20 protein-coding genes and 1 tRNA gene are annotated in these 25,234 nt (G+C 67.3%); 17 read left to right on the forward strand and 4 right to left on the reverse strand.

Annotated elements, in window-relative coordinates:
• The first annotated feature begins 36 nt into the window (after positions 1-36).
• From AC07OZ_RS24715 to AC07OZ_RS24770, 12 genes are all read left to right on the forward strand, one after another.
• The gene (locus tag AC07OZ_RS24715; protein WP_495469725.1) at positions 37-2,376 is read left to right on the forward strand and encodes a Tex family protein; all 2,340 of its coding nucleotides are present in this window, start codon (positions 37-39) and stop codon (positions 2,374-2,376) included.
• Positions 2,377-2,691: 315 nt separating this feature from the next.
• Entirely contained in the window at positions 2,692-4,890 is a 2,199-nt protein-coding gene (locus AC07OZ_RS24720) for a TonB-dependent receptor plug domain-containing protein (RefSeq protein WP_495469726.1), read from the forward strand.
• A 68-nt stretch (positions 4,891-4,958) separates the two neighbouring features.
• A complete protein-coding gene (locus tag AC07OZ_RS24725) occupies positions 4,959-6,041 on the forward strand; it encodes a phospholipase (protein ID WP_495469727.1) in 1,083 nt (360 codons plus the stop codon).
• A gap of 205 nt (positions 6,042-6,246) precedes the next feature.
• Entirely contained in the window at positions 6,247-8,172 is a 1,926-nt protein-coding gene (gene thrS / locus AC07OZ_RS24730) for a threonine--tRNA ligase (protein ID WP_495469728.1), read from the forward strand.
• 69 nt (positions 8,173-8,241) lie between these two features.
• Positions 8,242-8,787, forward strand: coding sequence for a translation initiation factor IF-3 (infC, locus tag AC07OZ_RS24735; protein WP_082938615.1), 546 nt, complete (start codon positions 8,242-8,244; stop codon positions 8,785-8,787).
• A 153-nt stretch (positions 8,788-8,940) separates the two neighbouring features.
• Positions 8,941-9,144, forward strand: a complete 204-nt coding sequence (rpmI, locus tag AC07OZ_RS24740) for a 50S ribosomal protein L35 (RefSeq protein ID WP_495469729.1) — start codon at positions 8,941-8,943, stop codon at positions 9,142-9,144.
• Between the two features lie 26 nt (positions 9,145-9,170).
• Positions 9,171-9,527 (forward strand): 50S ribosomal protein L20, encoded by a 357-nt coding sequence (rplT, locus tag AC07OZ_RS24745; protein WP_067275752.1) that lies wholly within the window; start codon positions 9,171-9,173, stop codon positions 9,525-9,527.
• Positions 9,528-9,733: 206 nt separating this feature from the next.
• Positions 9,734-10,771 carry a phenylalanine--tRNA ligase subunit alpha gene (pheS, locus tag AC07OZ_RS24750; protein ID WP_495469730.1) on the forward strand — a complete coding sequence of 346 codons (1,038 nt, stop codon included), beginning with the start codon at positions 9,734-9,736 and terminating at the stop codon, positions 10,769-10,771.
• Positions 10,772-10,810: 39 nt separating this feature from the next.
• On the forward strand, positions 10,811-13,225 hold the full coding sequence (pheT, locus tag AC07OZ_RS24755) for a phenylalanine--tRNA ligase subunit beta (RefSeq protein WP_495469731.1): 2,415 nt from the start codon (positions 10,811-10,813) through the stop codon (positions 13,223-13,225).
• Positions 13,226-13,242: 17 nt separating this feature from the next.
• Positions 13,243-13,608 carry an integration host factor subunit alpha gene (locus AC07OZ_RS24760; RefSeq protein ID WP_431104778.1) on the forward strand — a complete coding sequence of 122 codons (366 nt, stop codon included), beginning with the start codon at positions 13,243-13,245 and terminating at the stop codon, positions 13,606-13,608.
• A gap of 40 nt (positions 13,609-13,648) precedes the next feature.
• A complete protein-coding gene (locus AC07OZ_RS24765; protein ID WP_495469732.1) occupies positions 13,649-14,128 on the forward strand; it encodes a MerR family transcriptional regulator in 480 nt (159 codons plus the stop codon).
• 34 nt (positions 14,129-14,162) lie between these two features.
• Positions 14,163-14,239: transfer RNA gene (locus tag AC07OZ_RS24770), tRNA-Pro, on the forward strand.
• Between the two features lie 13 nt (positions 14,240-14,252).
• On the opposite strand, the gene AC07OZ_RS24775 is transcribed toward AC07OZ_RS24770, so the two are convergent.
• Positions 14,253-15,488 carry an acyltransferase family protein gene (locus tag AC07OZ_RS24775; RefSeq protein WP_495469733.1) on the reverse strand — a complete coding sequence of 412 codons (1,236 nt, stop codon included), beginning with the start codon at positions 15,486-15,488 and terminating at the stop codon, positions 14,253-14,255.
• Between the two features lie 136 nt (positions 15,489-15,624).
• Between AC07OZ_RS24775 and AC07OZ_RS24780 the strand changes: the two genes are divergently transcribed.
• From AC07OZ_RS24780 to AC07OZ_RS24800, 5 genes are all read left to right on the forward strand, one after another.
• Complete coding sequence (locus AC07OZ_RS24780; protein WP_495469734.1) at positions 15,625-16,563, forward strand: LytTR family DNA-binding domain-containing protein; 939 nt, start codon at positions 15,625-15,627, stop codon at positions 16,561-16,563.
• A gap of 63 nt (positions 16,564-16,626) precedes the next feature.
• Positions 16,627-17,784, forward strand: coding sequence for an ABC transporter permease (locus tag AC07OZ_RS24785; RefSeq protein ID WP_495469735.1), 1,158 nt, complete (start codon positions 16,627-16,629; stop codon positions 17,782-17,784).
• A complete protein-coding gene (locus AC07OZ_RS24790) occupies positions 17,781-18,647 on the forward strand; it encodes an ABC transporter ATP-binding protein (protein ID WP_495469736.1) in 867 nt (288 codons plus the stop codon). The genes AC07OZ_RS24785 and AC07OZ_RS24790 overlap by 4 nt, the downstream gene beginning before the upstream one ends.
• 72 nt (positions 18,648-18,719) lie before the next feature.
• Entirely contained in the window at positions 18,720-19,682 is a 963-nt protein-coding gene (locus tag AC07OZ_RS24795) for an MlaD family protein (RefSeq protein WP_495469737.1), read from the forward strand.
• Positions 19,679-20,308: an ABC-type transport auxiliary lipoprotein family protein gene (locus AC07OZ_RS24800; protein ID WP_495469738.1), complete on the forward strand. Its 630-nt coding sequence runs from the start codon at positions 19,679-19,681 to the stop codon at positions 20,306-20,308. Before AC07OZ_RS24795 ends, AC07OZ_RS24800 begins: the two co-directional genes overlap by 4 nt.
• A gap of 173 nt (positions 20,309-20,481) precedes the next feature.
• Here the strand turns inward: AC07OZ_RS24800 and AC07OZ_RS24805 are convergent, their stop codons facing one another.
• The 3 genes from AC07OZ_RS24805 to AC07OZ_RS24815 all read right to left on the reverse strand — a co-directional run bounded on the left by AC07OZ_RS24805 (position 20,482) and on the right by AC07OZ_RS24815 (position 25,160).
• On the reverse strand, positions 20,482-21,339 hold the full coding sequence (locus AC07OZ_RS24805) for a J domain-containing protein (protein ID WP_495469739.1): 858 nt from the start codon (positions 21,337-21,339) through the stop codon (positions 20,482-20,484).
• A gap of 159 nt (positions 21,340-21,498) precedes the next feature.
• Positions 21,499-23,694, reverse strand: a complete 2,196-nt coding sequence (locus tag AC07OZ_RS24810) for a sodium-translocating pyrophosphatase (RefSeq protein ID WP_495469740.1) — start codon at positions 23,692-23,694, stop codon at positions 21,499-21,501.
• 245 nt (positions 23,695-23,939) lie between these two features.
• Positions 23,940-25,160 carry a citrate synthase family protein gene (locus tag AC07OZ_RS24815; protein ID WP_495469884.1) on the reverse strand — a complete coding sequence of 407 codons (1,221 nt, stop codon included), beginning with the start codon at positions 25,158-25,160 and terminating at the stop codon, positions 23,940-23,942.
• Between the last annotated feature and the right edge of the window lie 74 nt (positions 25,161-25,234).

Consider the following 25,234-nt stretch of genomic DNA (forward strand, 5'->3'; position numbering starts at 1 on the left):
TTTCGTTGCTCTCTGGGCCGCTGGCCCGTCGCTGTTTTGGACAAGATCCTGCTTCAGATTGCCGCCGAACTGAAAGTCCGGCCGGCGCAAGTCAACGCGGCCGTGGAACTGCTCGACGGCGGGGCCACCGTCCCGTTCATCGCCCGCTACCGCAAGGAGGCCACCGACGGCCTCGATGACATCCAGCTGCGCGAACTCGAGGCCCGCCTGGGCTACCTGCGCGAGCTCGAGGACCGCCGCGAGGCCGTGCTCAAGAGCATCGAGGAGCAGGGCAAGCTCACGCCCGAACTCGCCGCCGCCATCGCCGCCGCGCCGACCAAGCAGGAGCTGGAAGACCTCTACCTGCCGTACAAGCAGAAGCGCCGCACCAAGGGCCTGATCGCCCGCGAGGCCGGCCTGGAGCCGCTCGCCGACAAGCTGTTCGCCGATCCGTCGCTCGATCCGATGACGGAGGCCGGCGCCTTCCTCAACCCCGACGCCGGCTTCGCCGATGCCTTCGCGGTGCTGGACGGCGTGCGCGACCTGCTGTCCGAGCGCTGGGCCGAGGACGCCCTGCTGATCGGCAAGCTGCGCGAGTGGCTGTGGGAGGAGGGCCTCTTCAAGTCCAAGCTGATGGACGGCAAGGACGAGAACCACCCCGACATCTCGAAGTTCCGCGACTACTTCGACTACGCCGAACCGATCCGCACCGTGCCGTCGCACCGCGCGCTGGCCGTCTTCCGCGGTCGCACGCAGGAGTTCCTCGACGCCAAGCTGGCGCTCGACGAGGAAGTGGTCCTCGGTCAGCCCTCGCTCGCCGAAGGCCGCATCGCCCGGCACCTCGGCTGGAGCCATGGCAAGCGCGCCGGCGACGAACTGATCCGCAAGACCGTCGCGTGGACCTGGAAGGTCAAGCTCTCGCTGAGCCTGGAGCGCGACCTCTTCGCACGGCTGCGCGAAGAGGCCGAGAAGGTCGCCACCAAGGTCTTCGCCGAGAACCTGCGCGACCTGCTGCTGGCCGCACCGGCCGGCAAGCGCGTCGTCATGGGCCTGGACCCGGGCATCCGCACCGGCGTGAAGGTCGCGGTCGTCAGCGACACCGGGCGCGTGCTGGACACGTCGACCGTCTACCCGCATGAGCCCAAGCGCGACTGGGAAGGCTCGATCCACACCTTGGGCCGCTTGTGCGCGACGCACGGCGTCAACCTCATCGCGATCGGCAACGGCACCGCCTCGCGCGAGACCGACAAGCTCGCCGCCGACCTCATCAAGCGCATTCAATCGATGGCGCCTGAGACCGTCATCGAGAAGGTCGTCGTCAGCGAAGCCGGCGCGTCGGTGTACTCGGCCTCGGAATTCGCCTCGAAGGAACTGCCCGATCTGGACGTGTCGCTGCGCGGCGCCGTGTCCATCGCGCGTCGCCTGCAGGATCCGTTGGCGGAGCTGGTGAAGATCGATCCCAAGTCGATCGGCGTCGGCCAGTACCAGCACGACGTCAATCAGAGCGAACTCGCGCGCACGCTGGACACGGTCGTCGAGGACTGCGTGAACTCGGTCGGTGTCGACCTGAACACCGCGTCCGCGCCGCTGCTGTCGCGCGTGTCGGGCCTGTCGGCCAGCGTCGCCAATTCGATCGTGCGCTGGCGCGACGCCAATGGCGCCTTCCGCAATCGCCAGCAGTTGCTGGACGTCACCGGCCTCGGTCCGAAGACCTTCGAGCAGGCGGCCGGTTTCCTGCGCATCCGCGACGGCGACAACCCACTCGACGTGAGCGGCGTGCACCCGGAAACCTATCCGGTCATCGAGCGCATCCTGGCGAAGGTCGATCGTCCGATCGCCGATGTGATGGGCAAGTCCGACGTGATCCGCACGCTGAAGCCCGAGGCGTTCGCCGATGAGCGCTTCGGCGCGATCACGGTCAAGGACATCCTGGTCGAGCTGGAGAAGCCGGGCCGCGATCCACGTCCGGACTTCAAGGTCGCGCGCTTCAACGAGGGTGTCGAGGACCTCAAGGACTTGAAGGAAGGCATGGTGCTGGAAGGCACGGTGTCCAACGTCGCGCAGTTCGGCGCCTTCGTCGACCTGGGCGTGCATCAGGACGGCCTGATCCACGTCAGCCAACTGGCCAACAAGTTTGTCAACGATGCGCGTGAGGTGGTCAAGACCGGCGACATCGTCAAGGTGAAGGTGCTGGAGGTCGACCTGGCCCGCAAGCGCATTTCGTTGACGATGAAGCTCGATGCGCAGGCGCCGCGCGGTGGCTCGAAGCCGGACAACAGCTTCCGTCCTGCCGGTCGCAATGAGCGTTCGGGCGGTGCTCGCCCGTCTGGCGCGCGTGACGCCCAGCCGACCGGCGGCAACGCGATGGCCGCGGCTTTCGCCAAGCTCAAGCGCTGAATCGGCGAGCGCCTCGGTACTTCGGATCGGGGCGACCGCTGCCCCTTTTCGGAAGTATTAGGAGGAATTCGTTACCCGGAAGGGTAACGAAGGGGGACATGGAGAAAAGGGGCTGCGGTCGTCCCGATCGTGCTCGGTCGAAGCAGTAGCCGCCGTCCACGACGCCCGATCGCGTTTGGTCCCACATTTTTCGCGGTCGGTCGCACCTGAGGTGTCGAAGCGCGCGCTGTACGGCTACGCTGCGCGCCGTTCACCGTCAAAGACAAAAGTCGACACGGCACACACCGTGTCGACACCAAATCCTCGGGAGTCCCCTTGAAGACCCACGCCATCGCCAGGGCCTGTGCCCTTGTCTGCCTGTCCGCGCTTGCGCCGGCGACTGCCGTCCTTGCGCAGGACGCGCCTCCGGGACTGGGCAACGAGCCGACGTCGGGCAAGCGCCTGGACCGGGTGGAGATCACCGGCCGGAACACCGATTCGGAGCTGCGCCGCCGTGCGCCGGTGGCCAAGCAGATCTATGGCCGGGATGAGCTCGACAAGTACGGCGACACGAGCGTCGCCGACGTGCTCAAACGTCTGCCGGGCGTCAACGTGTCCGACGGCGCGCCGCGCATGCGCGGCTTGGGTTCGGGCTACACGCTGATCCTGATCAACGGCGATCCGGCGCCTCCGGGCTTCAAGCTGGACCAACTGGATCCCGCCCAGGTCGAGCGCATCGAACTCACCAAGGGCCCCAGCGCTGACCAGAGCGCGCAGGCCGTCGCCGGCGCGATCAACATCATCCTCAAGGAAGCGCCGAAGCTGTCGCAGCGAGACCTGCGCGTCGGGGCCGGCTACAACATCAACCACCCGGTGCCGTCGGCCACCTTCACCTACGGCGAGCGCTTCGGGCCGGTGTCCGTGTCGGTGCCGCTGTCGGCGTTCCAGTGGTTGCAGGAGTTGAAGTCCACGACCGAGCGCAACGGCACCGACCTCGACGGCCAGCCGGTGATCGCGTCGCAGCACGGGAAGATGCGCAACTGGGGCCACGGCTTCAATTCGGCGCCGCGCGCCACCTGGAAGATCAGCGACGACGAGAGCGTCTCGCTGATCGGCTTCGCGCAGAAGGGCTTCTGGAACAACTCGGTGCGGCTGACACCGGACGCGGCCTACAGCGAGAGCACGCGCCTGGACGACAACGCCGACAACCAGGGCACCTGGCAGATGTTGCGCGCCAATCTGACGTGGAACAACCGGTTCAGCGAGACCCAGAAGTGGGAGCTGAAGGCCGGCGTGCAGGACGCGAAAAACCACATCGAGAACCGCACGCGTCCGGTCGAGGATCCGGTGGATGCGTTGCTCGACAGCCGCGACCGGAGCCTGACGCAGGCCGGCAAGTACAGCCACATCCTCGGCGAGGAGCACACGGTGACGGTCGGCTGGGATTTCGAGTTCCGCAAGCGCGACGAGGTCCGCAACACCCTGGTCGGCGGCGAGGAGCAGCTCCCCGGATTGAACGGCGAGAACTTCGGTGCGCGCATCCGCCGTCAGGCCTTCTTCATCCAGGACGAATGGGAGATCAACCCGCAGTGGTCGACCTACTTCGGCCTGCGCCATGAGCAGATCGTGACGACGAGCCGCGGTGTCGGCACCGACGCGCGCAACAGCTCCAGCGTGCTGTCGCCGCTGTGGCACCTGACCTACAAGCTGGATCCGAAGGGGCGCGACATGATCCGCGCCAGCATCACCCGCAGCTACAAGGCGCCGGAGCTGACCCAGATGCTGGGTCGCTACACGCTCAACAGCAAGTTCCAGCGGCCGGATGGCACCAACGATGAGTTCAACCCGGACCGCGTCGGCAATCCGTCGCTGAAGCCGGAGCTGGCCACGGGGCTGGATGTCTCCTACGAGAAGTACCTCACCGGCGGCAGCCTCTTCAGCCTCGGCGTGTTCCACCGCAACATCAGCCAGTTGATCCGCAACGTCGTCACGCTGGACGCGCCGACCGCGCTGGTGCCGTTCCCGCGCTACGTGATCCGGCCGATGAACTTCTCCAGCGCCACCACCAGCGGCATCGAGATGGAGCTGAAGGGCCGCGCCGGCGAGCTGTTCCCGTCGCTGTTCGATCCGAAGCTGCCGTTGAACCTGCGCAGCTCGGTGAGCGTGTACCGCTCGCGGGTCAAGGCCGTGGACGGGCCGGACAACCGGCTCGATCAGCAGCAGCCCTGGACCGCCAACCTCGGCTTCGATTACCGCTTCAGCAGCGTGCCGGTCACCACCGGCGCCAACTTGAACTACACGCCGGTCTACACGGTGCGTCAGACCGATCGCCAGAGCGTCGAGTACTCGCGCAATCGCGGGCTGGACGTTTTCGCCCAGTGGATGATCAGTCCGAAGACCTCGGTCCGCTTCTCGGCCAATAATCTGTTCCCGCTCGACGCCCGGGCCGAGACCCAACTGCCCGGCGATCAGTTCTACGCTACGGGTCGCGGCCTGAAGCCGTGGTTCCAGCTGAATCTGGAAATGAAGCTCTGATCCCTCCAGAGGGAATCGACTGATCGGCCGCGTCGGGCGTCTCCGTTTTTGAAAGGACGATCCGCCCGATGCAGGCCTTGCAGATCCTCGCCGGACCCCGTGCGCGCCAACGGCTGCGCGATCATGGACTGCGCGCTGCCGACGTGCGCGTCGTGCCCGGCGCCGCCGGCGGCCCGAAGGGGCTGGTGCTCAGCGCGCTCGATGCGCATCTCTTCGGCGAGTTCCTGCCGTCGGGCGGCCAGGAGGTCCATCTGCTCGGTGCCTCCATCGGCGCCTGGCGCATGGCCACCGCCTGTCTGACCCGCGACGCCGCGCAGGCGAATGCGGAGTTCGAGCGGCTCGCCCACGACTATGCCCATCAGGACTACGAGTCCGCGCCCGGCAAGCGGCCGACCGCCGCGACGGTGTCGCGGGCGTTCTCGGAGAAGCTCGGCGAGATCTTCGGCGGCCGCGAGGCCGAGGTGCTGTCGCATCCGCAGTTCCGGCTGCATGTCTTCACCTCGCGCGGTCGGCATGTGCTCGGGCGGGAAGGGCGGCTGCGCACGCCGCTCGGGTACCTGGGCGCGTTCGCGGCCAATGCGATGTCGCGGCGCGCGATGGGCGCCTGGCTCGAGCGGGTGGTGTTCTCGGACAAGCGCTCGCCGCTGCCGATGCCACTGGCCGACTACCGCAGCCGGCAGGTGGCGCTCGACGCGGGCAACCTCAAGCCCAGCATCCTGGCGAGCTGCTCCATCCCGTTCTGGCTGCAGGCCGTCCACGATATCGAAGGCGCCCCCGCCGGCGCCTACTGGGACGGCGGCATCACCGACTACCACCTGCACCTGAATTACGCGGCGATGGTGGGCGACGGCATCGCGCTGTATCCGCACTTCCAGGCCAGCGTCGTGCCGGGCTGGCTCGACAAGGCGCTGAAGCACCGGCACCGGACCAGCGCCTTCCTGGACAACGTCGTGCTGCTGACGCCCAACCCCGAGTGGGTGAAGACGCTGCCCAACGGCAAGCTGCCCGATCGCAACGATTTCCAGCGCTACCTGAACGACGTCCCCGGCCGCGCCCGCGACTGGCTGCGGGCCGTGCGCGAAGGCGAGCGGCTCCGGGACGAGTTCCGCGAGGCCTGCGCCCGTCCGACCCTCGACATCCGGGCGCTCTGAGCTACACTGGGCGCCTCCTTTTTTCTTTTTCCAACAAGGACCGGGAAAGGCGACATGGTTATGACACCGCGGACTACCACCTCCACTGCGAAGGTTTGAGCGACCGCGGCTCGTCACGTCTTTCATCAGCTGTCCGGAAAAAGTCAGCACCCCAGAAAAAGCGCGGCACGTGGTCGCGCTTTTTTGTTTTCTGGAGTTCCCCCTCATGTCCAACATCTCCATCCAACTGCCCGACGGCTCCAAGCGCGAGTTCTCGCAGCCGGTGACGGTTGCCGAAGTCGCGGCCTCCATCGGCACGGGCCTGGCGAAGGCGGCGCTCGCCGGCCGCGTCGGCTCGGGCGACGCCGCCAAGGTCGTCGACACCAGCTTCCTCATCGACAAGGACACGCAGCTGGCCATCGTCACGGACAAGGATCCGGACGGGCTGGACGTGATCCGGCATTCGACGGCCCACTTGCTGGCCTACGCCGTCAAGGAGCTGTTCCCCGACGCGCAGGTCACGATCGGCCCGGTCATCGAGAACGGCTTCTATTACGACTTCTCGTACAAGCGCCCGTTCACGCCGGAGGACCTGGCGGCGATCGAGGCCAAGATGGGCGAGCTCGCGAAGAAGGACGAGAAGGTCACGCGCTCGGTGCTGCCGCGCGATGAGGCCGTCGAGTACTTCAAGGGCATCGGCGAGGCCTACAAGGCCGAGATCATCGCCAGCATCCCGGCCGACCAGGACGTCTCGCTGTACGCCGAGGGCGGCTTCACCGACCTGTGCCGCGGCCCGCACGTGCCGTCGACGGGCAAGCTGAAGTTCTTCAAGCTGATGAAGGTGGCTGGCGCCTACTGGCGCGGCGACCACCGCAACGAGCAGCTGCAGCGCATCTACGGCACGGCCTGGGCGACCAAGGACGACCTGGCGAACTACCTGCGCATGCTGGAGGAAGCGGAGAAGCGCGACCACCGCAAGCTGGGCAAGGACCTGGAGCTGTTCCACATCGACGAGCACGCGCCCGGCGTCGTGTTCTGGCATCCCAAGGGCTGGACGATCTGGCAGGAGGTCGAGCAGTACATGCGCCGCGTGTACCGCGACAACGGCTACCAGGAAGTGAAGGGCCCGCAGCTGCTGGACAAGACGCTGTGGGAGGCGACCGGCCACTGGGACAAGTACCGCGACAACATGTTCACGACGGAATCGGAGAAGCGCGACTACGCGCTCAAGCCGATGAACTGTCCCGGCCACATCCTGATCTTCAAGCACGGCATCAAGAGCTACCGCGACCTGCCGCTGCGTTTCGGCGAGTTCGGCCAGTGCCATCGCAACGAGCCGACCGGCGGTCTGCACGGGATCATGCGCGTGCGCGGCTTCACGCAGGACGACGGCCACATCTTCTGCACGGAAGACCAGATCCTGGCCGAGTGCGTGGCCTACACGGCCCTGTTGCAGAAGGTCTACAAGGACTTCGGCTTCGACAACATCATCTACAAGGTCGCGACGCGCCCTGAAGCGCGGATCGGCTCCGACGAGGTGTGGGACAAGGCCGAGTTCGCGCTGATGGAGTCGTTGCGCGCCTCGGGCGTCGAATTCATCATCGCCCCGGGCGACGGCGCCTTCTACGGTCCGAAGATCGAATACACCCTCAAGGACGCGATCGGCCGCCAGTGGCAGTGCGGCACGATGCAGGTCGACTTCTCGATGCCCGCGCGCCTGGGCGCCGAGTATGTCGGCGAGGACGGCGAGCGCCACACGCCCGTGATGCTGCACCGCGCGATCGTCGGCAGCCTGGAGCGTTTCATCGGCATCCTGATCGAGCAGCACGCCGGCGCGCTGCCGGTCTGGCTGGCCCCGAAGCAGGTGGTTGTCGCCAATATCACCGACGCCCAATCGGACTACGTTTCCAGCATTGTGAAAACGCTGCAAAAACAAGGGGTTAGGGTTCAGGCAGATTTGCGCAACGAGAAAATCACGTATAAAATCCGCGAGCATTCACTGCAAAAGGTGCCGTTCATCCTCGTCGTCGGCGACAAGGAAAAGGCGAACGGCGCAGTCGCAGTGCGCGCCCGAGGCAACCAGGATCTGGGCGTGATGTCGCTGGAGGACTTCGTTTCGAAGCTCTCGACCGCCATCGCGGACAAGGCCTGAGTCGGGCGCTTTTTGCGTTGTACTGATCATTAACGGACCCTTGCCAAGGCCCGCCTAAAGGTAACCACCATCGCTACTTTTGCTGACCGTCGTGCGATTCCGGAGCGCAAGCACCGCCTGAATCGCGAAATCATCGCTTCTGAAGTCCGTCTCAATGGCCCCGAGAACGAGCCGATCGGCATCGTCTCGATCCAGGAAGCGCTCCGGATGGCCGGTGACCTGGACGTCGATCTGGTCGAAATTGCCGCCACTGCAGTCCCGCCGGTCTGCCGGTTGATGGACTACGGCAAGTTCAAGTACCAGGAGCAGAAGCGCGCTGCGGAAGCCAAGTCCAAGCAGAAGGTCATCGAGGTCAAGGAAGTCAAGTTCCGTCCGGGCACGGACGAAGGCGACTACCAGATCAAGATGCGCAACCTGCGCCGCTTCATCGCGGAGGACGGCGACAAGGGCAAGGTCACGCTGCGCTACCGCGGCCGCGAGATCACCCACCAGGACATCGGCATGCGCATGCTGGAACGCATCCGCGACGAGCTGTCCGACGTGGCCGTGGTCGAGCACATGCCCAAGCTCGAAGGCCGCCAGATGATCATGGTGCTGGCGCCGAAGAAGCGCTGAGCATCTGAGAGAATCCCGGCGGGGCCGATGAGGCCCCGTCTCAGTTTCAGCCCGCCGATCTGGTCGTCGGCGGGCTTATTAGTCTCCTGCAGGCCGGTCAAGTACCGCGGTCACCCGCGGTCGCCTGGAGGGACGCACATAGAAGGAGCAGTCATGCCCAAGATGAAGACCAAGAGCAGCGCGAAAAAGCGTTTTCGCGTTCGTCCGGGTGGCACCGTCAAGCGCGGTCAAGCGTTCAAGCGCCACATCCTGACCAAGAAGACCACGAAGAACAAGCGCCACCTGCGTGGCGTGACGACCGTGCATGAGACCAACATGGGCCACATCGCTTCGATGCTGCCCTTCGCTGGTCTGTAATCCAGCAGTAGACAAGGAGATACAACATGCCTCGCGTCAAACGTGGTGTAACCGCACGTGCTCGTCACAAGAAGGTCCTGGCTCTGGCCAAGGGCTTCCGTGGTCGTCGCAAGAACGTCTTCCGCATCGCCAAGCAGGCGGTGATGAAGGCGGGCCAGTACGCCTACCGTGACCGCCGTGCCAAGAAGCGCGTGTTCCGCCAGCTGTGGATTGCCCGTATCAACGCGGCGAGCCGTGGCCTGGGTCTGAGCTACAGCAAGTTCGTGGCCGGTCTGAAGAAGGCTGAGATCGACATCGACCGCAAGGTCCTGGCCGACCTCGCCGTCAACGACCCTGCTGGTTTCGCCAGCATCTTCGCCAAGGTGAAGGCCGCTCTGGCTTGATAGCCATGGTCCACCCGCCGGTGCTCGCCGGCGGGCGGACTGGCCGCTCCGGTCCCGCCGGGGCTGCCTTTTTCAAAGGCCGACACCGTGGTGTTCGGCCTTTTTTCATTCCGGCCCGATGGTGCGTGATGGTGCGATGTTCGCCATTCCACCACCGTGCCATCCGACTTCCGCCAACGCCGCCGACGCCCCGTCGACGCCCCGCGATGAACGACCTCGATCAATTGCTGCACCAGGCGACCGGCGAATTCGCCGCCGCCACGACTCCCGCCGACCTGGAGAACGCCAAGGCGCGTTTCCTGGGCAAGACCGGCCAGGTCACCGAGCTGATGAAGGGCATGGCCAGCCTGCCCGTCGAGGAGAAGAAGACCCGCGGCGCGCAGATCAACCAGCTCAAGCAGGGCATCGAGGCGGCGCTGACCGCGCGCCGCCAGGCGCTGGCGGACGCGGAGCTCGACAAGCAGCTCAAGGCTGAGGCGCTCGATGTGACGCTGCCCGGCCGCCAGCGCGGCACCGGCGGTCTGCACCCGATCACGCGCGCGATGGAGCGCATCGAGGCGATCTTCGGCTCGATGGGCTTCGACGTCGCCGACGGTCCGGAGATCGAGAACGACTGGTTCAACTTCTCCGCGCTGAACACGCCGAAGGACCATCCGGCGCGCTCGATGCAGGACACCTTCTACATCGAAGGGGGTCATGTCTTGCGCACGCACACCAGCCCGATGCAGATCCGCTACGCGGTGCAGCACGTCAAGAAGCACCGCGCGCTGATCGATGCCGGCCAGCCGATGCCCGAGATCCGCGTGATCGCGCCGGGCCGCACCTACCGCGTGGACAGCGATGCGACGCATTCGCCGATGTTCCACCAGGTCGAAGGCCTGTGGGTGGGCGAGAACATCAGCTTCAAGGACCTGAAGTCCGTCTACGTGAACTTCATGCAGCAGTTCTTCGAGACGACGGACATGGACATCCGTTTCCGTCCGAGCTACTTCCCGTTCACCGAGCCCAGCGCCGAGATCGACATGATGTTCGGCTCCGGTCCGCTGAAGGGCCGGTGGCTGGAGGTCTCCGGCTCGGGCCAGGTGCATCCGCAGGTGATCCGCAACATGGGCCTCGATCCCGAGCGCTACATCGGCTTCGCCTTCGGCTCGGGCATCGACCGCCTGGCCATGCTGCGCTACGGCGTCGGCGACCTGCGCCTGTTCTTCGACGGCGACCTGCGCTTCCTGTCGCAGTTCAAGTAATTCGTGCCCCCGGTCGCCTAGAGAGCAAGAGAGAACTTCATGCAATTCCCTGAGTCCTGGCTGCGGGCCTTCTGCAACCCCGCGCTGAACACGAAAGAACTGGCCGAGCTGCTGACGATGTCCGGCCTCGAAGTGGAAGAGCTGCGCCCGGTGGCGCCGCCGTTCCACGGCATCGTCGTGGCCGAGATCGTCGAGGCCGTCCAACATCCGGACGCCGACCGTCTGCGTGTCTGCAAGGTCAATGCCGGAGGTCCGGAGCTGCTGCAGATCGTCTGCGGCGCGCCGAACGCGCGCGTCGGCATCCGTGTGCCGCTGGCGACCATCGGGGCCGAACTGCCGCCGGGCGAGGACGGCAAGCCGTTCAAGATCGGCAAGGGCAAGCTGCGCGGCGTCGAGAGCTTCGGCATGCTGTGCTCGGCCCGTGAGCTGAAGCTGGCGGAAGACCACGGCGGTCTGCTGGAGCTGGCCGCGGACGCGCCTATCGGCGAGGACATCCGCAAGCACCTGAACCTCGACGACACGCTGTTCACGCTGAAGCTGACCCCGAACCTGGCGCACGCGCTGAGCGTCTATGGCGTCGCGCGCGAAGTCGCCGCGCTGACCGGCGCGCCGCTGCTCGCGCCCGAGATCAAGCCCGCCACCGTCGCCACCGATGCGACGCTGCCGGTGCGCGTCGAGGCCGCCGACCTGTGCGGTCGTTTCTCCGGCCGCGTGATCCGCAACGTGGACACGACCGCAAAGACGCCGCAATGGATGGTCGACCGCCTGGCCCGTTGCGGCCAGCGTTCCGTGTCGCCGCTCGTGGACATCTCGAATTACGTGATGTTCGAACTGGGCCGTCCGTCGCACATCTTCGACCTCGACAAGATCCACGGCGAACTCATCGTCCGCTGGGGCAAGCCGGGTGAACAGCTCAAGCTCCTGAACGGCAACACGATCGAGGTCGACGCGACCGTCGGCGTGATCGCCGATCGCGAGCAGGTCGAGTCCCTCGCCGGCATCATGGGTGGCGACGCCACCGCCGTGTCCGACGATACGAAGAACATCTACGTCGAGGCCGCGTTCTGGTGGCCCAAGGCGGTCATGGGACGCTCGCGGCGCTTCAACTTCTCGACCGATGCCGGCCACCGCTTCGAGCGTGGTGTCGATCCGGCCGGCACCGTCGAGCACATCGAGCGCATCACGCAGCTGATCCAGTCGATCTGCGGCGGCGTGGCCGGCCCGATGGACGACCAGACGACGCAATTGCCCGAGCGCAAGCCGGTGGCGCTGCGCGTCGATCGCGCCGCCAAGGTCATCGGCATGCCGGTGACACAGGCGGAGTGCGAAGGCGTGTTCAAGCGCCTGGGCCTTGAGTTCAGCGCGGCGCCCGGCGTGATCACGGTGACGCCGCCGTCGTTCCGCTTCGACCTCCAGATCGAGGAAGACCTCATCGAGGAAGTCATCCGCGTGCTGGGCTACGCCCGGCTGCCGTCGACGCCGCCGCTGGCGCCGGTGGTCGGCAAGGTGCGCTCGGAATCGCGCCGCGCGACGCACGCGCTGCGTCACGCGATGGCGGGCCTGGGCTACTTCGAGACGATCAACTTCAGCTTTGTCGAAGCGCGCTGGGAGCAGGAACTCGCCGGCAACGCGAATCCGATCCAGTTGCTGAACCCGATCGCCGCGCCGCTGGCGGTGATGCGCACCTCGCTGATGGGCTCGCTGGTCCAGGCGCTGCGCAACAACCTGGCGCGCAAGTCGCCGCGCGTGCGCGTCTTCGAGATCGGGCGCGTGTTCCTGCGCGACGCGTCGGTGCAGGAAAGCGACACGACCATCGCCGGCGTCGCGCAGCCGATGCGGCTGTCCGGCCTGGCGTGGGGTCCCGCGGACCAGCAGCAGTGGGCGCAGAAGGACCGTGCCGTCGACTTCTTCGACGTCAAGGGTGACCTCGAGGCCCTGTTCGCGCCGCGCGTGCTGAGCTTCGAAGCCGCCGAGCATCCGGCGCTGCATCCGGGCCGCAGCGCCCGCGTGCTGCTGGAGGGCCAGGAGATCGGCGTCGTCGGCGAACTGCACCCGAAGTGGCGCCAGGGCTACGAGCTGCCGAGCGCGCCGGTCCTGTTCGAGCTGTCGCTGGACGCGGTGCTGGCGCGCACGCTGCCGCAGGGTCAGGGCGTGCCCCGTCTGCAGGCGGTGCAACGCGATCTGGCGCTGATCGTCAATGAGCAAGTGACCTATGCCTCCCTCATCCGGGCGATCGAAGCCAGCGGCGAAGCCCTGGTACGCTCTGCGCGTTTGTTCGACGTCTTCAAGCCCGCCCAACCGACGGCGGAGCTGAAGGCGAACGAACGCAGCCTGGCCGTGCGCCTGGAGCTGCTCGATGACGAGAACACGCTGACCGACGAGCGCATCGAGCAGGCGGTGGCGAAGGTGGTGGCGCAACTGGGCGAACGCCTCGGTGCGCGCCTGCGAGGCTGAGGGAGGGGAGGACACCCATGAGTGATGACGATCTGAAGGATCAGGCGCGCGTGCTGCTCGGCAGCCTGGAGACGCCCACGCTGACCAAGGCCGAGCTGGCGGAACTGCTGTTCGACAAGCTCGGCCTGAACAAGCGCGAGTCCAAGGACATGGTCGAGGCCTTCTTCGACATCATTCATCAGAGCCTCTCCAGCGGCCGCGAAGTGAAGCTCTCGGGCTTCGGCAACTTCAACATCCGGCGCAAGGCGCCGAGACCCGGCCGCAACCCGCGCACCGGCGAAGCGATCCCGATCAAGGCCCGCAACGTCGTGACGTTTCATGCGAGTCACAAATTGAAAGAAGCTGTCCAAGGCAACACGCCTTCGGGTGGTGACTTCGAGTAGAGTCTGACCCTTCCCGCCGCTGCCGGAGCCGCTGATTCCCATGGACGTCCAGCTTCCCGCCATTCCTGCCAAGCGCTACTTCACCATCGGTGAGGTGAGCGAGCTGTGCGGCGTGAAGCCCTACGTGCTCCGCTATTGGGAACAGGAGTTCACGCAGCTCAAGCCGATGAAGCGGCGGGGCAACCGGCGCTATTACCAGCACCATGAAGTGCTGCTGATCCGCCGCATCCGCGATCTGCTCTATGACCAGGGCTTCACGATCAGCGGCGCACGCAATCAGTTGATCGACGTCAGCCACAACGGGGTCAGTGCGCAGGAGTTCCGTGCCGAAGCCTTGGCGGCCGCGCAGCTCGATGCTTATCGTCAGCACGGCCATCACGGCGACCATCGCGAAGCCTCGCGCGCGCTGGCGGCGGACGTCGCGGACAGTGCGGCGCACACGACCGTGTCGCTCGAGAAACTCACGCTGGAGCAGGTCAGGGACGAGTTGCTGGCGATTCGAGAGAGTTTGCTTGCATGAGCCTCTCGAATACGTATAGAATCTAAGGCTTAGTCGGGGCGTAGCGCAGCCTGGTAGCGCACTTGCATGGGGTGCAAGGGGTCGCGAGTTCGAATCCCGCCGCCCCGACCATTTATAAGAAGAATCAGGAAGCCCGGTATCGCAAGATGCCGGGCTTTTTGCTTTCCGGAGTCAGCCCCATCCAACGGCGCAGCGCGTTGACGCGCATCGCCAGCGAGGCGGCGAGCAGGCAACCCACCGCGGTGATCGCGACAAGGGCGACGGCCTCCATCGCGAGGGGCCACTGCAGCGGCGCCAGCAGATGCCCCGCGATCACCGTCACCGTCTGGTGAACGAGATAGAACGGGAACACGGCCAGTGTCAGCCAACGCAGTCGCGGCGAATCGCGATCGGCCAGCCACTGTCTGCCGAATCCGAGCACCGCCACGATCGGCAGCCATTGCTTGCCGGCGTTCAGCGCGCGCAGCGCCATCAGCAGCCACTCCGGGAAGTCATCGCCATGGTCGAGGCGCCATCCATCCGTGAGCGTCTGCGAGAGCAACTGCGCCGCGACGAAGCCGATCAGCGCGACCCAGCGCAGCCGCCGGGCGGCTTCCCAGGCGCCATGGCTGTCGTCGCGGCTGCCGTAGAGCGCGAAGCCCAGCAGGAACACCGCGAAGTAGACCCCGTGCTGGTACCAGTCATGGACGAGGTCGTGCGTGCTGGGGAAGCGTTCCAGCAGGTGCTGACGCAGCAGCGCGAACGCCAGCCACGGCACCCACAGCAAGCGGCCTCCGGCAACGATCTGCCGCCAGCCCGGATGCGCAAGGAAGGCGCGCACGGCACGCAGGCGCAACGCCAGCAGGACGATCACGGTGTAGGCCCAGAGATAGGGCAGGAACCACAGGTGATTCCACGTCGGCAGCTTCAGGCAGTCGTCGCCGCGGCAGAAGCCGTGATAGGCCTGGAAGTAGAGCGTCAGGAAGTCGCCGTAGCTGCCGGCGTAATGGAGCTTCTCGACGACCTCCAGATAGGCCTGCGGCGGCACGATCACCGTCATGCCGAACAGCAGCGGCAGCAGCAACCGCTTGCTGCGGGTGGCGATCAGACCCGCGCCGCCCTCGGCCCGTCCCGTCATCAACGCCGTCGCCGCGCCGGAGATCAGGAACAGCAGCGACATGCGCCAGGGGTTCAGCCACAGCATCCAGGACTCGAGCGCGGGGATGAGCCGTGGCGACTTTACGTGCCAGTCCCAGCTCACGTAGAACATGCCCGAGTGGTAGAGGATCAGCAGGCCGAAGGCGATGACGCGGAGCCAGTCGAGCTCCGTCAATCGGGACGCCGAGGCCGTGCCGTGCGTGGAAGCGATGGTGGTGTTCATGGAAGCGCAGCTTCGTCGCGGCGGGCGCGTTCACGGACGGAATGTGACGAGCCGCCCCCGCGCGGTGACGACCCGCCCCGTCCCAGGGGCGGCCCGAATGACTCCGTGGCGCCGGTCGCCCCTACACTGCGCCGCCATGACCGAGGACAAGTGGCTGGGGATCTATCTGAAGCGGCGTCGCTGGGTCGAACGCGCGACCTGGAGCGCGCTGCTGCTCGGCTCGGCAGTCGCGAACGCGATCACCACCAACCTCGACATCCGTCGCGCGGGTCTTCCGTTCGAGTCCTGGGAGCCTGCGGTCTGGGAGTTCTCCAGCGCCCTCGTCTGGATGGTGCTGATCCCGTGGATCGTCCGCGCGGCCGACACCAAGCCCTTGCGCTGGGGTCAACTGCGGCGGCATCTGCCGTGGCACGTCCTCTTTGCGCTGGCGACCAGCCTCGCGCATGTGCTGGGCATGGTGGCGCTGCGCAAGCTGGCGTACAGGACGCAGGACGTCGTCTACGACTTCGGCAACTGGCCGCTCGAGCTGTTCTATGAAGCGTTGAAGGACGTCCGCAGCTACGCCTTCGTCCTGGTCGTCGTCGGGGCGTACCGGCTGTTCGTGTGGCGCTGGCAGGGCGAGGCGAGTCTGCTGGCCGAACCGCCGGCGCCGGTTCCCGTGCCCCCTCCGGCGGTGCAGACTCCTTCCGAGCCCTCGTCCGAACCGCCACCCGAGGCCCCGCCGGCGTCAGTGCCCGTGGCGCCGGTGTTGCCCGAGCGACTGCTGGTGAAGAAGCTCGGCAAGGAGTTCCTGTTGCCGATGGACGAGATCGAGTGGGTGCAGGCCTGCGGCAACTACGTCAACCTGCGCCGCCAGCAGCACGACTATCCGTTGCGCAGCAGCCTGGGGGCCTTCGAGCAACGCCTGGACCCGACCGCGTTCGTGCGCGTGCACCGCGGCTACCTGGTGCGACTGAGCCTGATCGAGGCCATCGAGCCGACCGAGGCCGGCGATGCCCATCTGCGCCTGCGCGACGGCAGCCGCGTGCCTTGCAGCCGCACCTATCTGGAGCGCCTGCGGCAGCGTCTTGTCTGACTGGGCGAACTCCTGTCCGCCGGGTTCACCGGAGGGCCTTCACGCGGCTATGCTCTGACCCCAATGGACGCCCCTCTGGAAACCCACGACGTCGCCGATCCGTCACCGCGCCTGCTGCGCGAGTCCGGCGAGGGCGGGCGCCTTCGGGCGCGCCTGGAGGGCGACTGGACGCTGCTGGCGCTGCGCGAGCGCGTCGAGGCGCTGCGCGGCGAACTCGGCGAGGTGCCCACCGCCAACGTGTCCTGGGACCTGAGCGCGGTGCGCCGGCTCGACCCGACGGGCGCGCTGCTGCTGTGGCAGGCCTGGAGCCGCCGCCAACCGGAGGATCTGCGCTGGCCGCCGGACCCGATGGCGGACATGTTCAAGGCCTTGTTCGCCCGTCTGGGCAGCAAGCAGGGCAAGCCGACGAGGCCGCCACGCGCGCAGAACGTGCGCCAGTTCGGCCAGGGGCTGCTCAACCTCGCCAGCCATCTGCTCGACGCGACCGCGCTGCTGGGCCAGGTCACGCGCGACCTCGGAACGCTGGCCCGTCATCCCAACCTGATCGCGTGGAAGGACATCTCCGCGCACATCTACCGCAGCGGTGCGCAGGCGCTGGGCATCACGGCGCTGGTGGGCGTGCTGGTCGGCATCACGCTGTCCTACCTGACCGCCAAGCAACTGCAGAGTTACGGCGCCGACATCTACGTCATCAACATTCTCGGCATCAGCGTCTGGCGCGAGCTCGGACCGCTGCTCGCCGCGATCCTGGTGGCGGGACGCAGCGGCTCGGCGATGACGGCACAGCTGGGCGTGATGCGGGTGACGCAGGAGCTGGACGCGCTGTCGGTGATGGGCATCTCGCACACGATCCGGCTGGTGGTGCCCAAGATGGTGGCCCTGGCACTGTCGTTGCCCCTGGTCATGACCTGGACCAGCAGCATGGTGCTGCTCGGCGGCATGATCGCCGCGCGGGCGACGCTGGGCCTGGACTACGTGCAGTTCCTGCAAGGCCTGCCGGCGGCGGTGCCGGTGGCCAACCTGTGGCTGGGACTGGCCAAATCGGCGGTGTTCGGGCTCATGATCGCGTTCGTGGCCTGCCATTTCGGGCTGCGGATCAAGCCGAACAGCGAAAGCCTCGGGACCGGCACCACCGACTCGGTGGTGAGCGCGATCACCGTGGTCATCATCGTGGATGCGATCTTCGCGGTGATGTTCTCCGACGTGGGGTTGAAAGCATGAACGGATGTATCGAACCGACCTCGGCCGAAGCCGTCGAGGAACTGAACGTCCAGCCGGGCGATCCGGTGATCGAGGTGCGTCACGTCGGCACCGTGCTCGGCGGCGTGCGCATCCACAAGGACCTGAGCCTGGAGGTCACGGCCGGCGAGGTGCTGGGCCTCATCGGCGGCTCGGGCAGCGGCAAGACGACGCTGCTGCGGCTGATGCTGGGCCTGGAGCGCCCCAGCGAGGGCGAGGTGCTGGTCTTCGGCCACAAGCTCGGCAAGTGCGAGGCGACGGATCTTGCGCAGGTGCGGCATCGCTGGGGCGTGCTGTTCCAGCAGGGCGCGCTGTTCTCCGCGCTGTCCGTGTTCGACAACGTCGCACTGCCGCTGCGTGAACTCAAGAGCCTGCCCAAGGACCTGATCGCCGAGCTGGTCATGACCAAGCTGCAGCAGGTCGGCCTCAAGCCGGAAGACGGCATCAAGATGCCGGCGGAACTCTCGGGCGGCATGATCAAGCGGGTGTCGCTGGCGCGTTCGCTGATCATGGATCCGCAACTGCTGTTCCTCGATGAGCCGACGGCGGGCCTGGATCCGGCGAGCTCGAAGAATTTCGTGCAGCTCATCGAAAGCCTCCGGCGCGAAATGGCGCTGACAGTGGTGATGGTCACGCACGACGTCGACACGCTGTTCGCGATCGCCGATCGCGTGGCGGTGCTCGCGGACCAGCACCTGATCGCGCACGGGCCCTTGGAGCTGGTGGTCAAGCAGAAGCATCCGTTCATCCGCAACTTCTTCCTCGGCCATGCGGAGCGCTGCGCCGGGGACAACCTGCGCACCTACCGGGACGCGCTGCAGCACCGTGACGAGATGCCCGCCTGAGCGCGGCGAAGGATCGGCGCACCGTTCCGGCAACAACGAACAACGACCAACCACAAGGACTCGGACGAGCACATGGAAAACAAGGCACATGCATTGGCCACGGGCCTCTTCGTGCTGCTGCTCGGGGCGGCGCTGGTGGCGGTCATCCTGTGGTTCCGCGATGACCGCGGCGACACGCAGACCTTCACCGTGGTGACCGCCTCCGGCGTGCCGGGGCTGAACGTGAAGGCGCCGGTGAAGCTGCGCGGCGTGCAGGTCGGCAAGGTCGACACCATCCGCTTCGATCCGGCGCAGCCGCGGCAGATCCTCGTCGACATCGAGGTCGACTCCGACGCGCCGATCGCGGCGGGCACGCAGGCCAAGCTCGGATACCAAGGCATCACCGGGCTGTCGTTCATCGACCTGTACGACGGACAGGAACCGGCGGACCCGAAGCAGAGCGTGCTGGAGACGCGGCGGATTCCGCTGGCGCCGGGTTTCCTCGACCAGTTGCAGGATGCAGGTCCCAAGCTCGCGGCCAGCGCGCTCGCGACGATGGACCGCATCCAGAAGGTGCTCAGCGACAGCAACCAGCAGCAAGTGAGCCAGACGCTGGCGCAATTGAACGAGGCTTCGGCGGGGCTCAATCAACTGGTCAAGGAGCTGCGGCCGACGGCGCAGGCGCTGCCGGGCCTGGTGAAGAACACCGACGGACTCGTGGTCGCGGGGAAGCACACGCTGGGCAACGTCGACACGCTCGCGAAGCAGGGCGGCGAACTCGCCGACGAATACAAGGGCAAGGCCGCGGCGATCGACCAACTGGGCGATGCGGCGGCGCAGCTGCAGCGCACGCTGCGTCGGGTGGAGCTGGCGCTGGTGGGGTCGGCGGACAAGCCGCGCCAGCGCGCGGTGCTGGAAGACCTGTCCCAGGCCGCGCGTGCGCTGGAACGCGCCGCGCAGAGCATCGGCGATCAACCGCAGAGCCTGATCCTCGGCCCGACGCCCGGCGCGCCCGGACCCGGTGAAACGGGCTTCGAGGCGGGAGCGAAGAAATGAACGACCCCATCGAACTTCCACGGATCGGCGGCGTGCGCCGCGCGCTGCTGCTCGGCGGGCTGGCGTTTGCAGCGACGCTGAGTGCCTGCGGCAGCCGGCCGCCCGCGCCGACGCAGATGGACCTCGGTCCCGCGCCTGCGTGGCCCCAACAGGCCGCGCTGCCCAAGCGCGTCGAACTCCAGGCGGTCACCGCGCCGGAGACGCTGCAGGGCACGGGGATCACCTACCGGCTCGCCGACTCTGACCCGTATGCGCGGCGCGTGTACCGCGACTCGCGCTGGGCCGCGCCGTTGCCGGTGCTCGTCGCTTCGCGGATGCGACAGCAGATCGCCCGGGCACCCGTTGCCGCGGGCGCCGATCCCCAGGTGATCATCAGCGTGACGCTGGAGCTCGAGGAGAGCCTGCAGAACTTTTCCAGCGCCTCGCGCAGCGAGGTACAGGTGCGGGTGATGGCGACCGCCGAGGACGGTACGCAGCGCGCGTTCGATCGCACCGAGCCGTCGGGCGCGAGCGCCGAAGGCGCCGTCAAGGCGACGGCAGCGGCGGTCGATGCGCTCGGGCCGGAGATCGCGGCCTGGGCGGCGACCTTGTCGCCCCGAGTGCCTCAGGCGCGCGTCCGGCGCTGATCGGCGGTCTGCCCACCTTCATCCGGCGGCGCGTTGGCCGCCTGTGCTTGGGGCCCCGGAGTCGAGCTCCGAAACCCCAAGCACAGCCGTCCCCGACCGTCACCGTACTTCTGCGGTTTTGCTACCGAGGACTTTGAAGGTGGAAGGCTGAGGCATGCCTCAGTCCGGCGCGCTCAGTGCGACGCCGCGATCCCGCCACCCATGCGCTGCTGGCGCTGGCGCAGGAAGGCCTCGGCCATGCTCGAGGCGGGCTGTAGGCGCTGCCCGATGTAGAGCTCCTGACGGCGCTCCGTGATCTGGGCGCGCAGACGGTTGGCCATGATTCCGAGCGGATCCAGGCCGCGCTTCTCGGCGCGCTCGATCGACTCGCCAAGCTCATGCATCGTGTGGCTCTTCAGCAGCGCCAGGTGAGCCTGGACGACGCGCAATCGCCCCTGCACCGAACGCTCGGCACTGCGCAGCCATTCCATGACGGCGTCCGCATCGCCGCCGCGGACCTTCACGAGGCTCTCGCCCGCGGCCAGCAGCAGCGCTTCCAGGCGGTCCCGGTCGCAGGCCTCGTAGGCTTCGTTGACCTCGGCCATCTTGCGTTCGCGGTGCACGCGCTCGGCATCATCCGGCGCGAGGTCCGGATGCAGGCGCTTCGCGGCGCGGCGGTAGAGGGTCTTCAACGGCGGCGGGCCGACCTGCACCAGGCCGCCTTCCGGCTCGGCGGGGAGCGGCGCGCCGGCCGGCAGCACCGGCAGTTGAGGCATCGCCGTGGCGCGGGGCGAATCGAGCGCGCGGGCATCGAGCCCGTTGCGGGCCAGCGCCTCGTGCAGGTAGCGCATCGCGCAGTAGAGCTGCGATTCGAGCGCGTCCAGCTCCATGTACAGCGGACCCAGCGCGGCGACGTAGCGGTCGACGAAACGCTGCATGCGCTGACGGCATTCCGCGTACTCGGTTTCCTGCGACGCCAGGTAGCGCTGGAGCTCGGCCAACTGCTCGCGGCGGCGTTCGAATTCGCGCGGCGTGATGGCCTGGCTGAGCATGTTGAGCGGAGTCCCTGGACGTTTTGATAGTGCTGTCGATTCTGCCGTGAGCGCATGACCCTTCAAAGCGCAAACAGCCCCTGGCGGGGCTGTTTTTCTCAGCGTTTTCACCGAGGCCCGGGCGAGCCTCGCCCAGTCGGACGATCCGCTGGGGGAGGGTCAGGGCGTGGAGGCCGCGCTGGCCGCCTCCATCGGCCCGCTGGCCACCGCATCCGGCACGCCCGCTGGCGCGGAGGCTTCGGGGGCTGGCGCAGTCAAGGCGGGGGGCGTATGCGCGCCCGCCGCAGGGCCGCTGACCCCGACAGCAGGCAGCAGCGGCACGATCAGCAGCGCGACGATGTTGATGATCTTGATCAGCGGATTGACCGCCGGACCTGCCGTGTCCTTGTAGGGATCGCCGACGGTGTCGCCGGTGACCGCGGCTTTGTGCGCCTCGGAGCCCTTGCCGCCGTGGTGGCCGTCCTCGATGTACTTCTTGGCGTTGTCCCAGGCGCCGCCGCCCGTGCACATCGAGATGGCGACGAACAGGCCGGTGACGATGGTGCCCATCAGAAGCCCGCCCAGCGCGGCCGGTCCGAGCACGAGGCCCACGACGATCGGCACGATCACCGGCAGCAGCGACGGCACGATCATTTCCTTGATCGCCGCGGCGGTGAGCATGTCCACGGCACGGCCGTACTCGGGCTTCGCGGTGCCTTCCATGATCCCCTTGATCTCGCGGAACTGGCGCCGGACTTCCTCGACGACCGAGCCCGCCGCGCGTCCCACCGCCTCCATGGCCATCGCGCCGAAGAGGTAGGGGATCAGCCCGCCGATGAACAGGCCGACGATGACCATGTGGTTGCTCAGATCGAAGCTGACCGTCAGCCCCTGCTGCTCGAGCGCGTGGGTGTAGTCGGCGAAGAGCACCAGCGCCGCCAGGCCCGCGGAACCGATCGCGTAACCCTTGGTCACGGCCTTGGTGGTGTTGCCGACGGCATCCAGCGGATCGGTGACGTCGCGCACGCTGGCGGGCAGGTCGGCCATCTCGGCGATGCCGCCGGCGTTGTCGGTGATCGGTCCGTAGGCGTCGAGCGCCACGACGATGCCCGCCATGCTGAGCATCGCCGTCGCCGCGATCGCGATGCCGTAGAGCCCCGCAAGCTTGAACGCCACCAGGATCGCGATGCAAACGAACAGCACCGGCCAGGCCGTCGATCGCATCGAGACGCCCAGCCCCGCGATGATGTTGGTGCCGTGGCCGGTGGTCGACGCCTGCGCCACGTGCTGCACCGGCTTGTAGTTGGTGCCGGTGTAGTACTCGGTGATCCACACCATCGCCGCAGTCAGCAGCAGGCCGACCAGGCAGGAGAGGAAGAGGGCGTTGGCGCCTATCGTCTGTCCGCCGGGCAGCGTCAGGTCTTGCGGGAACAGCGCGCGGGTGATGAACCAGAAGGCGATCGCCGACAGCACGCCCGCGACGATCAGGCCCTTGTAGAGCGCCGGCATCACGTTCTTCATGCCCGGGCTGGCCTTCACGAAGCTGCAGCCGATGATGGACGCGATGATCGACGCCCCGCCCAGCACCAGCGGGTACACGATCGCCGCGATCGACATGCCGCCGAAGGTCAGCGCCGCCAGCGCCATCGTGGCGATCAGCGTGACGGCGTAGGTCTCGAAGAGGTCCGCCGCCATGCCGGCGCAGTCGCCGACGTTGTCGCCGACGTTGTCCGCGATCACCGCCGGGTTGCGCGGGTCATCCTCGGGGATGCCGGCCTCGACCTTGCCGACGAGGTCGGCGCCGACGTCGGCGCCCTTGGTGAAGATGCCGCCGCCCAGCCGCGCGAAGATCGAGATCAGCGACGAGCCGAAGGCCAGTCCCAGCAGCGGCTTGAGCGTCTGGCTGTCCGCGCGGGTGCCGCTGTCGCTGACCCACATGAAGAACAGGCCCACGCCGAGCAGGCCCAGACCCACCACCAGCATGCCGGTGATCGCGCCGCCCTTGAACGCGACGTTGAGCGCCGGTCCGATGCCGTGCGTCGCCGCCTGCGCGGTGCGCACGTTGGCGCGCACCGAGACGTTCATGCCGATGAAGCCGCAGGCGCCGGACAGCAACGCGCCGATGAAGAAGCCGATGGCCGTCTTCCAGTCGAGCGCGACGCCGATCAGGATGCCGAGCACGACGCCGACGATCGCGATGGTGCGGTACTGCCGGGCCAGGTAGGCCGCGGCGCCTTGCTGGATCGCGCCCGCGATCTCCTGCATGCGGGGGTTGCCGGGGTCCTGGCTCAGGATCCAGCTGCGTTGGATAAAGCCGTAAAGCACCGCCGCCAGCCCGCAGGCCAGCGCGAAGTACAGCGCCAAACTCGTCGACATAAGGTTGTCTCCTCTCGCTGATTCTTTGATCCGTGAGACGGTTCCATCCAGCGGGCGCCGGGCCTGCGCGCACGCAACAGCAACAGTCCGTCGATCGATGCTAAGGCCGTGAATAGTGCATGGCATGAGCGTTTACCAGCGGATTCACGGGCTTTGCAAGGCGGGTGTCAGGCTTTGCAGGGGCGAGCGACAGGCGCGGGGCAACAACTGGCCCCGGGCATGTCATGTGCCTCGTCACGTAGCCTTTACACGCGCTTGCGATGGGCCTTTCGCGGATCAGGTGTCCGGGCGGCGCTCGGGCCGATGTAGCGGCCGCGAGGACGGATCACCGAATCGATGGCGAGCTGTTCCATGCTGTGGGCCAGGAGTCCGACGCTGCGCGCGATCGCGAAGATCGCGAACCCGGCGTCAGGCGGCAGCTTGTAACGCGCGACGAGCGTGGCCAGCGCCACGTCCATCGACGGCGGCAGGCCGGTCAGCGCGACGACGCGCTCGATGAGGCGGGCGATCGCGGCGGGCGGCTTGAAGTCCGCCATCAGCGATGCCGCACGCGGATCGCCGTCGGGATAGATGTGATGGCCGAAGCCGGGCAGCGGCATCGCCGAGGCCAGATAGCGGTCGACCACGGCATCGGCGCCGTCGCGTTCGACCTCGTCGAACAGCGTGCGCACGCGTCCCGAGGCGTCACCGTGCAAGGGACCGGAGAAGGTCGTCAGCCCTGCCAGCAGACAGGCCGGCAGCGACGCGCCGGTGGACGCGGTGATGCGCGCGGAGAACGCGGAGCTGGTGATCTCGTGATCGGCCGCGAGCACCAGCGTCTTGCGCAACAGCGCCGCCACCGCGCGCGGTTGGCCCCAGCCCCGCGCGAGGCGCTCATGCAGCGGCAGCGACTCGTCGTCCGACGCGCCGAAGGCGACGGCCAGCCGGCCGACCAGCGCGGCCGCTTCCTCGATCAGCACGCGGGCGACGCGACCGCGCGTCGAGTGGCCGGTGGCGGTGAGCGCCGCCAGTTCGGCGAACGCGCGGGCACGACCGGTCGGCAACGCGGCGACGACCTCGAGTGCCGCGCGCGACGGTGAGCCGGGCTGGACTGCGGGGCGCGGGAACACCGGCGGCGTGTCGACGTTCCACAGCAATCGCGCCGCTTCTTCGAGCGTCGCTGTCGCGGCCAGATCGACGACGTCGACGCCGCGGTAGAAGGGGCGTCCGCCCGAGAACGTCGAGATCGCCGTCGGGATGCTGGGTTCAGCGCCGAACAGCGTGGTCGCCGCCAGCGTTTCGCGCGTGCGTCCCGTTTCCTTGCGCCGCACCAGCGCCTTCACGTCGTCGGTGCGATAGAGGCTGCGCCGCGAGTCCTGTGGGTCGGGCTCGACGCCGATGCGCCCGCGGCTCACGTAGGCATAGATCGTCTGCGCACGGACGCCGAGCGCGTCGCGTGCTTCGTCCAGGGTCATCCAGGCGGCCATCGGGGTCGTCATCTCGGGTCGAAGAGTGGATCAATGTATTCGTCAACATGATGCGCGTCCAGAGCTCAAAAGCC

Source organism: Roseateles sp. GW821-FHT09G03 (assembly GCF_059416045.1).

Excerpts from the sequence above, each read along its gene's own strand:
- AC07OZ_RS24725 (WP_495469727.1), top strand. The coding sequence starts at position 4,959 with ATGCAGGCCTTGCAGATCCTCGCCGGACCCCGTGCGCGCCAACGGCTG.
- thrS (WP_495469728.1), top strand. The coding sequence starts at position 6,247 with ATGTCCAACATCTCCATCCAACTGCCCGACGGCTCCAAGCGCGAGTTC.
- rpmI (WP_495469729.1), top strand. The coding sequence starts at position 8,941 with ATGCCCAAGATGAAGACCAAGAGCAGCGCGAAAAAGCGTTTTCGCGTT.
- rplT (WP_067275752.1), top strand. The coding sequence starts at position 9,171 with ATGCCTCGCGTCAAACGTGGTGTAACCGCACGTGCTCGTCACAAGAAG.
- pheS (WP_495469730.1), top strand. The coding sequence starts at position 9,734 with ATGAACGACCTCGATCAATTGCTGCACCAGGCGACCGGCGAATTCGCC.
- pheT (WP_495469731.1), top strand. The coding sequence starts at position 10,811 with ATGCAATTCCCTGAGTCCTGGCTGCGGGCCTTCTGCAACCCCGCGCTG.
- AC07OZ_RS24760 (WP_431104778.1), top strand. The coding sequence starts at position 13,243 with ATGAGTGATGACGATCTGAAGGATCAGGCGCGCGTGCTGCTCGGCAGC.
- AC07OZ_RS24765 (WP_495469732.1), top strand. The coding sequence starts at position 13,649 with ATGGACGTCCAGCTTCCCGCCATTCCTGCCAAGCGCTACTTCACCATC.
- AC07OZ_RS24775 (WP_495469733.1), bottom strand. The coding sequence starts at position 15,488 with ATGAACACCACCATCGCTTCCACGCACGGCACGGCCTCGGCGTCCCGA.
- AC07OZ_RS24780 (WP_495469734.1), top strand. The coding sequence starts at position 15,625 with ATGACCGAGGACAAGTGGCTGGGGATCTATCTGAAGCGGCGTCGCTGG.
- AC07OZ_RS24785 (WP_495469735.1), top strand. The coding sequence starts at position 16,627 with ATGGACGCCCCTCTGGAAACCCACGACGTCGCCGATCCGTCACCGCGC.
- AC07OZ_RS24790 (WP_495469736.1), top strand. The coding sequence starts at position 17,781 with ATGAACGGATGTATCGAACCGACCTCGGCCGAAGCCGTCGAGGAACTG.
- AC07OZ_RS24795 (WP_495469737.1), top strand. The coding sequence starts at position 18,720 with ATGGAAAACAAGGCACATGCATTGGCCACGGGCCTCTTCGTGCTGCTG.
- AC07OZ_RS24800 (WP_495469738.1), top strand. The coding sequence starts at position 19,679 with ATGAACGACCCCATCGAACTTCCACGGATCGGCGGCGTGCGCCGCGCG.
- AC07OZ_RS24805 (WP_495469739.1), bottom strand. The coding sequence starts at position 21,339 with ATGCTCAGCCAGGCCATCACGCCGCGCGAATTCGAACGCCGCCGCGAG.
- AC07OZ_RS24810 (WP_495469740.1), bottom strand. The coding sequence starts at position 23,694 with ATGTCGACGAGTTTGGCGCTGTACTTCGCGCTGGCCTGCGGGCTGGCG.
- AC07OZ_RS24815 (WP_495469884.1), bottom strand. The coding sequence starts at position 25,160 with ATGGCCGCCTGGATGACCCTGGACGAAGCACGCGACGCGCTCGGCGTC.